12 protein-coding genes and 1 pseudogene are annotated in these 12,949 nt (G+C 59.0%); 3 read left to right on the forward strand and 10 right to left on the reverse strand.

What is annotated here, in order from left to right; all coding sequences use genetic code 11:
- Nucleotides 1-11: 11 nt before the first annotated feature.
- From QSK43_RS17715 to QSK43_RS17760, 10 genes are all read right to left on the reverse strand, one after another.
- Nucleotides 12-1,292 (reverse strand): TRAP transporter large permease, encoded by a 1,281-nt coding sequence (locus QSK43_RS17715; RefSeq protein ID WP_332304551.1) that lies wholly within the window; start codon nt 1,290-1,292, stop codon nt 12-14.
- Nucleotides 1,289-1,837, reverse strand: coding sequence for a TRAP transporter small permease (locus QSK43_RS17720; protein ID WP_332304552.1), 549 nt, complete (start codon nt 1,835-1,837; stop codon nt 1,289-1,291). The genes QSK43_RS17715 and QSK43_RS17720 overlap by 4 nt, the downstream gene beginning before the upstream one ends.
- A gap of 55 nt (nt 1,838-1,892) precedes the next feature.
- Complete coding sequence (locus QSK43_RS17725) at nt 1,893-2,888, reverse strand: DctP family TRAP transporter solute-binding subunit (RefSeq protein WP_332304553.1); 996 nt, start codon at nt 2,886-2,888, stop codon at nt 1,893-1,895.
- Nucleotides 2,889-2,909: 21 nt separating this feature from the next.
- A complete protein-coding gene (locus QSK43_RS17730; protein ID WP_332304567.1) occupies nt 2,910-3,833 on the reverse strand; it encodes an NAD(P)-dependent oxidoreductase in 924 nt (307 codons plus the stop codon).
- Nucleotides 3,824-4,126: a putative quinol monooxygenase gene (locus QSK43_RS17735; protein WP_332304554.1), complete on the reverse strand. Its 303-nt coding sequence runs from the start codon at nt 4,124-4,126 to the stop codon at nt 3,824-3,826. The genes QSK43_RS17730 and QSK43_RS17735 overlap by 10 nt, the downstream gene beginning before the upstream one ends.
- Before the next feature lie 17 nt (nt 4,127-4,143).
- On the reverse strand, nt 4,144-5,502 hold the full coding sequence (locus QSK43_RS17740) for an NAD(P)H-dependent oxidoreductase (RefSeq protein ID WP_332304555.1): 1,359 nt from the start codon (nt 5,500-5,502) through the stop codon (nt 4,144-4,146).
- Between the two features lie 263 nt (nt 5,503-5,765).
- Entirely contained in the window at nt 5,766-6,779 is a 1,014-nt protein-coding gene (locus QSK43_RS17745; RefSeq protein WP_332304568.1) for a LacI family DNA-binding transcriptional regulator, read from the reverse strand.
- 116 nt (nt 6,780-6,895) lie between these two features.
- On the reverse strand, nt 6,896-7,906 hold the full coding sequence (locus QSK43_RS17750) for a D-altritol 5-dehydrogenase (RefSeq protein ID WP_332304556.1): 1,011 nt from the start codon (nt 7,904-7,906) through the stop codon (nt 6,896-6,898).
- A 16-nt stretch (nt 7,907-7,922) separates the two neighbouring features.
- Entirely contained in the window at nt 7,923-8,693 is a 771-nt protein-coding gene (locus QSK43_RS17755; RefSeq protein ID WP_332304557.1) for a galactitol 2-dehydrogenase, read from the reverse strand.
- A gap of 181 nt (nt 8,694-8,874) precedes the next feature.
- Nucleotides 8,875-10,188, reverse strand: coding sequence for an ABC transporter substrate-binding protein (locus tag QSK43_RS17760; protein ID WP_332304558.1), 1,314 nt, complete (start codon nt 10,186-10,188; stop codon nt 8,875-8,877).
- A gap of 310 nt (nt 10,189-10,498) precedes the next feature.
- Between QSK43_RS17760 and QSK43_RS17765 the strand changes: the two genes are divergently transcribed.
- From QSK43_RS17765 to QSK43_RS17775, 3 genes and pseudogenes are all read left to right on the forward strand, one after another.
- Nucleotides 10,499-11,506 (forward strand): tagatose kinase, encoded by a 1,008-nt coding sequence (locus QSK43_RS17765; protein WP_332304569.1) that lies wholly within the window; start codon nt 10,499-10,501, stop codon nt 11,504-11,506.
- Nucleotides 11,503-12,780, forward strand: coding sequence for a D-tagatose-bisphosphate aldolase, class II, non-catalytic subunit (locus tag QSK43_RS17770; RefSeq protein ID WP_332304559.1), 1,278 nt, complete (start codon nt 11,503-11,505; stop codon nt 12,778-12,780). The genes QSK43_RS17765 and QSK43_RS17770 overlap by 4 nt, the downstream gene beginning before the upstream one ends.
- A 71-nt stretch (nt 12,781-12,851) precedes the next feature.
- Nucleotides 12,852-12,949, forward strand: a pseudogene (locus tag QSK43_RS17775) (sugar ABC transporter permease); the annotation flags it as partial.

The following is a 12,949-nucleotide window of genomic DNA, read 5'->3' on the forward strand; positions in this document are numbered from 1 at the left end:
GCGTTTTTGCGTCAGTAGAGACCCATCAGCCTGATGGGCCCAAGCGTCAGAGCCGGGAACAGCACCAGCGCCAAGATTGCCGCGACAAGGATGGACATCGGCGCAAGCGAGCCCTTGATCACATCCTCGATGGGCATTTTCGCCACCTGCGCCACCGCAAACAGGCATACACCGACCGGAGGCGTGACAAGCCCAAGCGTCAGGGTGATGACCATGACGATCAGGAAGTGGATCGGATCGACCCCAAGCAGGACGGCTGGCGGCATGAGCACCGGGATCAGGATGAACATGGCCGCAATCGCATCCATGAACATGCCGACGACGATCAGGAACAGGAAGATCAGAACCATCGCCATGGTCGGGCCGGTGCTGATATGGCCAAGGAAGACCGCAACCTGCGCCGGCAAGCCATCAAAGGTGAAGACCCAGGCCGCCAGTTTCGCCGTCGCGGCGATGAACAGGATCGAGCCGGATGTCCGCGCCGTGTCCATGAAGATGCCAAGCAGCGCCGAAAATGGGATCGTCCGGTAAAGGATGGCCGAGAGAAACAGCGTGTAGACAACGGCAATGCCGGCCGCTTCCGTCGGCGTGAAATAGCCGTCGACAATTCCGATCAGCAGGATCACCGGCGTCAGCATCGGCAGGATGGCCGCAAGGCCGGTCGTCACCACACGCCGGACATTGAACGGCGTCGGCGGATTGAACCCGTTTCGCACCGCATAGATGTGATTATACACCATGAACACGAATGCGAGGAACAATCCCGGCACCAGCCCTGCCACCAGCAGGGTTCCGATGGAGGCGTTTGCAACCGAGCCGGCGATGACGATGAGGATCGACGGCGGGATGATCGAGGAAAGCGTGGAGGTGCAGAGCGTCAGCCCAACGGCGTATCCCTTCGGAAAACCGTGACGCTCCATGGCCTTGATTTCGATCGCGCCGATCGAGGCGATATCGGCGACCGACGAACCGGAGACACCGCCAAAAATCACCGACGATGCAACATTGACGTGGCCGAGACCGCCGGGCAGCCAGCCGACAATCGCCTCGGCAAAATCAAACAGCCGTTCGGCGACTTTGCCCCGTTCCATCAGAACACCGACGAGAATGAAAAGCGGCACGGCGACGAGAAGAAAGGAGTTCATGCCGGAAAACATGGTCTGCGCCAGAAGGTCCATCGGCATCGAGGTGTAAAGCGCGATGGAGGCGACGCTGGCCAGTCCGAGTGCCACGGCAAGCGGAACGCCGAAGGCGCTCATCAGCAGGAAAAGTCCAAGCAGCGTCAGGCTCATGGCCGTTTCTCCATATTTCCAACGACCAGATCGGCTTCGGCCAGAGGCTGCGAGCCTTGCGGCAGCTCGATGCGGTCGCGATGTTGACGCAGGGATTCCACGATGGCAGCAATGCAGAGAGCTGCACTGAGCGGAATGATGACACCGATCATCCACATCGGCGTGGCAAGCGTGGCGGCGGCTTCATTCATCACATATTGCTGGCGCACCAGCGTCCAGCCCGTCCAGATCATCAGGCCGAAAAAGACGACCGACGACAGAACATAGATGGGCAGCGCGAGACGGCGGACAAAGGCCGGCATCAGCGCGATGAACACCGTTACCCGCGCCATGTCGGCGGTGCGGAAGCTGCCCGCCACACCCAGAAACACCATCCATATGAAAAGATACCGTGTGGCTTCCTCGGTCCACGAGACCGGGGTGCCCCACATACGGGTCGATACCTGCAACAGCACGATGGCCAGAACCCCGATCGCGGCCAGACCGGCCAGCACATCGGTCGCCAATCTGATGACCCTGCCGAAAATTGATGACGTTTCGTCCATAAACCTGTCCTCCCGACCGGACCGGCTGCGCGCCGGCCCGGAAGACCTGATTGCCTTATTTCTTGCCAACGGCGGCAATGGTCTTGTCAAAGAAAGCCTGATCTTTCACCAGCCCGGCAAAGACGGGATAGAGGCCCTTCGAGACTTCCACGAACGCCTTCTGCTGCTCAGGCGTGAGGCGATTGACCTCCATGCCATGTTTTTGCAGCTCGGCAATCGTGGCCTCCGCGCTGGAGGCGTCGTTTTGCACCTTCCAGACTTCCGCCTCCTTCGCCGCCTCCTCGACGGCCGCCTTGTGCGCATCGCTCAGGGCGTTGAACTTGGCGGGGCTGATACCCAGAACCCAGCCATCCCCCATGTGGTTGGTGATGGAGACGTATTTCTGGACCTCGTAGAACTTTGCGGACAGGGGTACGCTGACGGGGTTTTCCTGACCGTCGACGACTTTCAACTGCAGGGCGTTGTAAACTTCAGCAAAGGCCAGCGGGGTCGGTGCCGCGCCCATCTTCTTGAAGAACTCCACCCAGAGCGGGTTGTTCGGGACCCGGAATTTCAGCCCACGTAGATCGTCCGGGGAAGTGACCGGGCGTTTGGAGTTGGTCATTTGACGGAACGGACGCGGCCAGAGATCGACGGCCTTGATGCCGATTTTCTCCAGTCCGGCGATCAGTTCCTTGCCCTGCTCACCTCCTAGGTAAGTACGAAGCTGTTCTTCATCGTCAAAAAGATAGGGAATGGAGATTGCCGAAAAACGCGGATCGAAATTCGCGTAGAGCGATGTTGCCAAAAGCAGCATGTCGAGCGACCCACCCGCAAGCTGCTTGACCGCGCCGGATGGATCACCGCCATAAAGCGAACCGTTCGGAAAAACTTTGACGGTGAGTTCACCGTTCGTCTTTGCGGAGACCAGTTCCGCGAACTTGTTTGCAGCCAGCGTGATTTCAGAATTGTCCGGATCCGGTGTCGAAAGTGTCAGTGTTTCGGCCTTCGCAATGGATGTGACAAGCATGGTGGCGGCCAGAGCCAGCCCGTAAAGTTTTGAAATTTTCATGTGTTCCTCCCTTTGTTGTCTCTAAACAGTTTCCAGCGTTCCTCCGAACGCATTCATGCGTTTGATTTCAAGAATCACGCCGCTGTGGTCAAGCTCGCCCGCACCATGCTCGACCATGGAGCGGAACAGCCGGTCAACCTCCTCGCCGACCGGTAGTTTAAGGCCCCGGCTTCTGGCAAAAGCCAGCGCCGTGGATGTATCCTTCACCTGATATTTCGCCGGCCCGCCAGGGCGGAAATCACCCTCCACCATGCGTTTGCCGTGTTGGCGGAAAACGGTGGAATCGGCAAACCCTCCAAGCAGTGCGTGGCGAACCTGCGCGGGATCGGCTCCGCCCTCTTCAACAAGAGTAAGTGCTTCCGCGACCGCGCATATTGTGGACGCAACGATCAGCTGGTTGGCAAGCTTGGCCAGCGAGCCGCAACCCACCGGACCGACATGGGTGACGCAGCCAAGACAATCGAAGAGTGGCCGTAGCGCCTCCACGTCCGCCTGCTCTCCTCCGGCCATGATTGCCAGCGTTCCTTCGATTGCCCCATTTTCACCGCCGGAAACGGGCGCATCGACATATCTGATGCCGCAGGCCTTCGCCGCCTCCGCCTGTTCCACCGCGCTATCGACGGGAATGGAACTCATCACCAGCAGCACCGCGCCGGGCTTCATACGTGAAACGACCCCAGAAGCCCCGAGCAGGACCTCGGCGCAAACCGGAGCGGAACTCAACATGCAGAGCACAACATCCGCATGCGCCGCCGCATTAGCCGCCGTTGCCGCCTGCGTCACGCCTTTTTCGGCCAGGACAGCGGCTTTCTCACTGCTGCGGTTCCACGCTTTGACCGGGAAACCGGCTTCTGCCAGACGCGTCGCCATGGGTGCACCCATGATGCCGGTACCAATGACGGCGATGTCGCGGATGTCCTGCATGTTTGTCACCTTCAAAGGTATTGCCGGTTCAGGAAACGTACCGGCAACTCTTCTTCGATGAGTGCGGGAAACGCTTCGCGAAAGCGGTCGAGATGCGGTGTTTGCAGGTGGTCGTCGAATGCCTGTTGGCTATCGTAGACCTCATAGAACACGACATTGTTTCCGGCTTCAGGACGCACGACGTCGAATTGGCGGCAACCCGGTTCATCCTGAACCGAATGTGTCGCGTCATCGCGCGCGGCGTCGAGAAAGGCATCCATCGAGTCCGGCTTTACCCGGAATTCCGCGATGACCACGAAAGCTCCATTTGACATGTCCCGTTCTCCGTCCATCACGCAGCAGCGTCCTTTTCCGGACGGAAGCGATTTTCCATGTCCTGACGAAGTTTCACCACGTCAAGGTCACTCACCAGCTCGACATCGTCGAAGCTGACGATCTGATCCTTCTTGATGGCGCGCTTCAGCTTGACATTATGGGCAAGGCCGATCGGCAGCGCCTTCATGTCGAGACTGCGGGTTGCCGGAATGGCGTTCGCCCAGACCGCGTAACCGCCCTCACCATCCAGCATTTCGCCGGGCTGCATATCCTTCTTCGCGGTCGCAACCGCATCGCCGCGAAACTCCTTTGAGCAACCCGTGGCCTCGTTGCGCAGGACGGCCGAAAGCACGCTGATCGATGTTTCCAGGCCAATGATGTGGAACGGACGCCACATGGAGGCATACCAGCCGGAAGGGTCGGTCAGCAGGCCATATTGCTTGAAGCAGGCGCGGGCATATTCATTATGCGCTTTGAAGGTGACGAAGACGCCGTAACGGATGTTGTTGAACACCTCGCGCCCATCCGGTTCCTGGCTCGCTGCAATATCCACCAGACCGGAGCGCGACATGCGGCCGCCATCGGCAGCAGGTCGAAACACCCGGGCAAGATCATGTAGACCGGCAGGCGGAAACGCCAGACCGTCATCCGGGCAATCGAGACCGGTTCCGTTGGCCACCGCAGCCATTTCGATGGCCGCCTTGGTTCCGTCGGTAAAGGAATTGTACATTTTCGGATTGAAATCGCCCTTGGCCACTTCCTCATCGGTCCAGCCGAAGTAGCTCCAGACTGTATCCGGTGTCGAATAGCGATAGCGAGGCTCGAAATTCATGCCCTTGCCGGCAGAAACAACCTCAAAGCCGGTCGCGCGCGCCCAGTCGACCAATTCGCAGATCAGAGCCGGTTGATCACCGTAGGCCATAGAATAGATCAGGCCCTTGGCCTTCGCCTTTTCCGCAAGGATCGGCCCGACCATAACGTCGGCTTCCACATTGACCATGACGACATGCTTGTTGTGTTCGATGGCGCCAAGGGCATGACGCGCGCCGGCAAGCGGGTGGCCGGTCGCCTCGATGACGCATTCGATCTCGCCGCAAGCGAAAAGCTCGTTCACATCATCAGTCACATAGGTCTTGCCGCTCTTCAACGCTTCTGCGCAGCTCGCCGCGTCATAACGCTCCTTCGGCCAGCCGACTCGATGCAGCGATTCCTTTGCCTTGCCAACATTGAGATCTGCGACGGCGACCATATGGAAGCCGGCGATGCGCTGCGCCTGTGCCAGCACCATGGAGCCGAATTTGCCCGCACCGATGAGGCCGACCCGCACAGGTTTACCACCGGCTGCACGCGCTGACAGAAGAGAATAGAGATTCATGTTTTGACATCCTTCGCTGGGAATAATCCTGGCGAGAGATTCCAGTCTGCCCGGCGAAGGCCATGCGACGTCACCGCTGCAAAGGCTAAATACCCTCGCGGCACCGGCAACATGACGTTTCTGCGTTCCTCCCGGATCCCGGCACGCCTTTGCGCCGGCTCTCGCGGTCGCCTCCCAAAGCAACCTTGGGAATAGAGTAGGAGCGTTCAAATATTAGTTCTATTTAGAAAAATAGATTTTTTGTTTAGATTTTCTAAAATTCACTAGGCCGATTTGCGTAACATCAGATCGGCGCTAAGAAGAATGCGCTCGCGCATCCGGGCGGTGCCATCCGCCTCCTCGTTCAGCTTCTGCAGCAAAAGTTCAATCGATAGCCTGCCGATCTCGTTATAGTTCTGCGCCACGGTGGTAATCGGCGGGCAGGCATAACGCGACAGTGGATGATCGTCATGGCCAGCGACCCTGAGGTCGTAATCCGCGCCATGGCCAACCTTGATGCCTTTCTGAAAGGCGGCGGCAATGACGCCGAACGCGATACGATCGTTGGCGCACAGAATGGTGCGCGATGGCAGAAGGCCCTCCCCGTCCAGCAGCCGGACCGCTTCATCAAAGGCGAAACGCTCGAAATCCCAGGTGACGATGCCAGGAACATCGATGACATGCGGTTCGAAACCGAGGCGCTGCATAGCCTCCACGTAGGCAGTGCGGCGTGTTGCAGCGTTGGTATTGACCTGCGGCATGTCGAAGAAACAGGGCGGCTCGCCCGAACGGCACAGGTAGTCAACCATGAGCCCGACACTCTGGCGGTTGTCGGTACCGACAAATGCCGAGGTCTCGTCGAGTGGCGAGTCGACATAAACGATCGGAATGCTGGCCGCGAGCTGCTCAAGCGTTGCGCGGTGGGATTTGACGCCGAGCGGGGCGATGATCGCGCCTGCGACATTCATAGACTTGAAGGTGCGGATGGCACGGTCTTCGATTTCCGCCTTTCCATCAGACGACAGCACGAAGGCGAGGAACCCCGCCTCGTTGGCGATCAGTTCGATACGGCTTGTCAGCGCCATGTAGAACGGGTCGGTCGAGTTGGGAATGATGATGCCTATGATATTGGAGCGGCGGCGGTTGAGGTTGACGGCGAAAATATTGGGCCTGAAGCCCGATTTCTTCAGCGCATCCTCGATGGCATCCCGCGTCTTCTTGCGGACCGAGGCCGGATCATTGAAGTATTTCGAAACGGTCGGGCGGGAAAGGCCGACGAATTCCGAAAACTCTTCCATCGTCCTGATAGATTTGGCCAAAGTGCTTGCCCCCATGAAATATTACATGTGGTACTCTATATCGACCGGCCTTCGCACGAAAAGCCGGTCGAATGCGGTTATCAACGGCCAAACGATCATTCGGCTGCAAATTGCACTTTCATCGTGGCGGGATCGGACGGCTTCTTCGTAAAGAACGGCAGCATATCCGAAAGCGGCAGCCGGTGCGACACCAGCCGCGCCATGACATCGCCATCCGTTTCCAGAATGGCAAGCGCCTGCGGTATATTACGGTTCAGCGAATGTGAGCCGACAAGCTTCAGCTGCCGCCGGAAGATTTCGAAAGGCGCAACCGAGATACGGGCATCCGGCGCGCAGACGCCAAAAAACAGCGCCGTGCCGCCATCCGCGACCAGCGGGACCATTGCTTCCGCAACAGCTGCGATGCCGGTCGCATCCGCTACGAAATCGAACGACTTCTGTTGCCGCAGCAGCGCCTCAGACCCGGAAACCGCTGTCTGAAGCCCGAGACTTTCAGCAAAGGCCAGCCTGCTTTCGTTGATGTCCGCAATCGTCACCGTCGCGATGCCGCGTGATTTCAGCGACAGGGCGAGCAGCAGGCCGATGGGGCCGGCACCGAAAACGAGCGCGTTACCCGGCACCGCCCCACTCTCGCCAATGCCCGCGCTCTGCATACCGTTGACGACGCAGGCGAGCGGTTCGGCCAGCGCCGCAACATCGTAGGGCATGGAACCGATGCCGTGCAGTTGGTCGGCGCGCACCAAGCTGAATTCCGCAAAGCCGCCATTATGGGAAACGCCATAGGCCTTCAGCGTGCTGCAGAGGTTGGTTAGCCCCTTGCTGCAGCTGGGGCAAATTCCGCAGGGCAGATTGGGATCGACGACAACCCGGTCGCCGATCTTGGTGCCCGTGACATCGCTGGCCACGGCCGCAACCTCGCCGGCATATTCATGGCCCGGGATGACGGGAAACGCACCGTCACCGTAACGCGCGTGCAGCACGTCGATATCGGTATGGCACAGCCCCGAAGCCTTGACCCGGACAAGGGCATGCCCCGGCGGCAGATCGGCGACGGGCACGTCCGTAAGCACGGCATGTCCCTTCTCCACGAATTGAATGGCATGCATGGTCATCTCCAGCTTTTCAGCTCATCCAGTTGCCGCCATCGACATTATATGTCTGGGCGAGAATATAGTCGCTGTCGGAAGAGGCGAGGAAAACGGCAAGGCCCTTGATGTCATCCGGCGTGGCGAAACGACCGATCGGTACGGATTTGGCCACCGCCGCCTTCTTCTCACCCGGCTTCAATCCTTCCCATTTGGCGAAATGCGCATCGACCACTTCCCAATGCTCGCCATCCACGACACCAGGTGCAATCGCATTGACGTTGATGCCGTGTTTGACCAGCGCCAGCGCCGCCGATTGCGTGGCGGAAATAATCGCCGCTTTGGAAGCGCAATAAAGCGTGACGAGCGCCTCGCCGCGCCGACCGGCCTGGCTCGCCATGTTGATGATCTTGCCGCCGCGTGCGCGCGCGATCATGACATTGGAGACGGCCTTCATCATGAAAAGCGGCCCCTTGAGATTGATGTCAAAAACCCGCTCATAACTCTCTTCGGTAATGCCGTTGATCGGCGCCATATCGAAGATCGCGGCATTGTTGACGAGAATATCAATGCCGCCGAATTCCTCATCCACCGCCTTCACCGTGGCATCGATCTGACCAAGGTCAGTCACGTCCAGCCGGATGGCCTTGGTAGAAGGGCCGATGGCGGCTGCCGAAGCGGTCGCCCGGGCAATATCGATATCGGCGATGATGACCTTTGCACCCTCAGCGACGAAAGCCTGTGCAAAACCAAGGCCGATGCCGCGGGCGGCGCCGGTAATCAGCGCGACCTTGTTCTTCAATCTCATGTCGATCTCCGTGATGCATGGCGGGCAACTCGGCCATGCTCGTTTGTTGTTAGATGCAATTTTTACCATCCCCTCATTCCTGTGCTTGTCACAGGAATGAGGAAGCAGGCGCTGCGGCCCAAACCCCGCCCATACCGCCCGTCGCCGGAAGGCGAACGGGCGGCACGCCGGGAGGACGCGGCTACTTGATGTAGCCCGCGCGGGTCATGTCACGCTCAACCTGTTTCTGTGCGCCTTCGAGCGCCGTATCGACGGTCTGCTGGCCGGAGAGTGCTGCCGCAATCTGCTGGCCGACAATCGTACCGATGGACTGAAATTCCGGTATGGCGACGAACTGGACGCCGGCATAGGGAACCGGATCCTTTGTCGGCTTCGACGGATCGGCGGACATGATGGCTTTCAGCACCGTATCCGCAAAGGGCGCAGCCTTCTTGTATTCCGGTAGATCATAGGTGGATTTGCGCGTGCCCGGCGGCACGGCGACCCAGCCTTCGCTTTCACCGACCGTCTTAACATAGTTCTTCGAGGTCGCCCATTTGACAAATGACTTGGCGGTTTCGAGCTTCTTCGTGGTGTTCGGAATTGCAAGGTTCCATGACCACGACCAGCTCGACCCGTTCGGCGTTGCCTCTACCGGAGCACGCGTGAAAGCGGTCTTGTCGGCTACCTGGCTCTGCTTGGGATCGTAAATGCGTCCCGCAGCCGAGGTGGCGTCGATCCACATGGCGCAATGGCCGGATGCGAACAGTGTCTGGTTCTCGTTGAAGCCGTTGGTGGCTGCACCGGGGGGGCCGTAAGATGTCATCAGCGCCACATAGTCCGAGATCGCCTTTTTCCACGGCTCGCTCGTCAGCTGCGGCTTCCACTCCATGTCGAACCAGCGCCCACCATAGGTGTTGATCATGGTTCCGAGGAAAGCCATATTCTCGCCCCAGCCCGGCTTGCCGCGCAGGCAAATGCCATATTGCTGTTTCGACTTGTCGGTCAGCTTGGCCGCAAAGTCCTTGATCTGGTCGTAGCTCGGATTATCAGGCATCTTCAGGCCGGCCGCGTCGAACAGGTCCTTGCGGTAGAGAGTGAACGAGCTTTCGGTATAAAACGGCACGGCATAGAGCTTGCCGCCCACCGTCAGGCCTTTCTTGATCGGATCGAGCAGATCGGCGTAATCGTAATCGTCGCCGAGATCATCGACCGGCGCCAGCCAGCCCTGCTTGCCCCAGATCGGTGCTTCATAACCGCCGATGGTCATGATGTCGAACTGGCTGCCATTGGTGGCGATATCGGTGGTGACGCGTTCGCGCAGAACATTCTCTTCCAGCACGATCCAGTTGATCTTGTTTCCTGTTTCCTTCTCCCAGGCGCTGGAAAGCTTCTGCATGATGATCATGTCGCCATTGTTGACAGTGGCGATGTTGATTTCTTCCGCCTGCGCAAGTCCGGCCAAAAGGCCCGCTCCGACCACAGACGCCGACAGAATTCCAATGAATTTGCTCATGAGACCCGCTCCTCCTTTACGGATGTCCACGCACAACAATACATGCGTAAATTTTTATCTCGCAAAATCGCGCCACTTGTCAACATCCCAATATATATGGTGACGTGAGCAAGCTTGGATATATCGCTATAACCCGCTGTTTTAAAGCCGATAATGTAATAAAAAATAAATTCATAATCCACTTTACTTGCTGCATCGCAACAAAATTTTCGTCAATAAATATCTTGACGCGCGTAAATTTTAACTGATATCCGGGAAATAACAGAGCCGGGATGCCGGGGATTTGCGCCAACCGGAAAGATGGGAGCCGATGCATATGGAGGAGACGATGAGGCAGGTATCCGCACTGGCGCCGCATACGAAAGGCCCGACCATTACGGCGGGTGAAATCCTCGTGGAAATCATGGCGACGACAGTGGGGGATGGCTTTCTCGAGCCGCAAACGCTGATCGGCCCCTTTCCGAGCGGCGCTCCCGCCATCTTCATCGATCAGGTAGCGCGTTGCGGCGGCAGCGCCGGCATTATCGCTGCAGTGGGTGATGACGATTTCGGCCGCCTCAACATCGAGCGGCTGCGCCGTGACGGCGTGGACATATCGGCGATCGCCACCATAGCTGACCGGCCGACCGGCAGCGCTTTCGTCCGCTACAGGGAGAACGGCGCGCGGGACTTCGTTTTTAACATCGCCCATTCCGCAGCGCGCGAAACGCACATGACTGATAAAGCGCAGGCTCTCATCGAACAGGCAGGCCATGTGCATGTGATGGGATCGGCGTTTGCGATTGCCGGTATCGGCGAGATCATTCTGGAGGCGATCAAAAGCGTCAAGTTGCGCGGTGGGTCGGTGTCTTTCGATCCGAACATCCGCAAGGAACTGGTGCAGGGTGACGAGGGCCGCAAGCTGATCGATAATCTCCTTGATGTCACTGACCTTCTGCTGCCTTCCGGCGAAGAACTTCAAGCCGCCTCCGGTCTGGATGACGAGGACGCAGCGATAGAAATGCTCCTCGCCTCCGGTATCGGCGAAATCGTGCTGAAGCGCGGCGCAGGCGGGGCAAGCCACTTCAGCCGCACCCATGGCCGCATTGACGCTCCCGGACTGACGGTCTCCGAAATCGACCCGACCGGTGCGGGCGACTGTTTCGGCGCAACCTACCTCACCTGCCGCCGCCTCGGCATGCATCCCGAACAGGCGCTGGCTTATGCCAATGCATCAGGTGCGCACAACGTTATCAGGCGCGGCCCGATGGAGGGCACCGCCAGCCTTTCCGAACTCGACGCCTTCATGGCTGCACAAACTTCCGGAGAAGCCAGATGACCGGCATATTGGAAAACCTCGCCGCCGCGCGCCGTGCCGGCAAGCCCGCAGGCATCACTTCGGTCTGCTCTGCCCACCCCGTTGTTCTGCGCGCCGCAATCCGCCGCGCAGCTGCCAGTCAAACAGCCGTGCTGATCGAGGCCACCTGCAATCAGGTCAATCATCTCGGCGGTTATACCGGCATGACGCCGCGCGACTTCGTTGCCTTCGTCAACAGTATTGCGCAGGAAGAAGGACTGCCCGGCGAACTCATGATTTTCGGCGGCGATCATCTTGGCCCCAATCCCTGGCGCAGGGAGAAAGCAGAGGACGCGCTGACAAAAGCAGCCACCATGGTCGACGCCTATGTAACAGCTGGTTTTTGCAAGATTCATCTGGATGCGTCGATGGGCTGCGCCGGTGAGCCGGCCGCACTGGATGATGTGACGATTGCCAATCGCGCCGCGAAACTCGCGGCTGTCGCCGAAAAAGCCGCCACTGAGGCGGGTCTGTCAAAACCGCTTTACATTCTCGGCACCGAAGTACCGGTGCCTGGCGGCGCCGATCACGTGCTCGACACGGTTGCGCCCACGGAGCCGCAGGCGGCGCGCAAGACCATCGATCTTCATCGTGAAATATTCGCGCAGCACGGTCTTTCCGATGCGTTCGAACGGGTCATCGCCTTTGTCGTACAGCCCGGCGTGGAATTCGGCAGCGACAATGTCGTCGCTTATGACCCGCAGGCCGCTCGGAGCCTCAGCCAAGTGCTGGACGGCGAACCGCAACTGGTCTTCGAGGCACACTCGACGGATTATCAAACGAGACCAGCGCTGACAGCCCTGGTGCGCGATGGATATCCGATCCTGAAGGTCGGTCCGGGGCTGACCTTCGCTTACCGCGAAGCACTTTACGCTCTCGATATGATCGCATCCGAGATGGTCGGCGACTATGGCGACCGGCCACTGGCGCGGACCATGGAACAGCTGATGCTCGGCGCGCCCGGCGACTGGCAGGGTCATTACCATGGTGATGACATCACGCTCAGATTGCAGCGTCACTACAGCTACAGCGATCGCATTCGCTATTACTGGACAAGGCCCGAGGCGCTCGCGGCCGTTACCACCTTGCAGAAGGCGCTTGATGGGAAGACAATACCCGAAACCCTGCTGCGCCAATACCTCGGCGAGTTTCCGCTCGCCATGGTTGCAGGCAAGAGTATGGAGGAGGTTCTGGTCGCGGCGGTGGATCAGGTGCTTGCCACCTACCATGCGGCGACAGGCGAAGGTCGCCACTGAGACAATCCTCAAGTTAAATTCGGATGCCCCGGCGGAGACGTCGCGGGTATTGGTCAGGGAGGGGACTACCAATGGCAACACGAAACACGAGCGGGTTGGCGCGGGTAATGCTTGCGCCTTCGGTGCTGCTTTTGCTGGTGTGGATGATCGTACCTCTGGCGATGACGCT

Source organism: Rhizobium sp. GR12 (genome assembly GCF_036596185.1).
Taxonomy (GTDB): Bacteria; Pseudomonadota; Alphaproteobacteria; order Rhizobiales; family Rhizobiaceae; genus Agrobacterium; species Agrobacterium nepotum.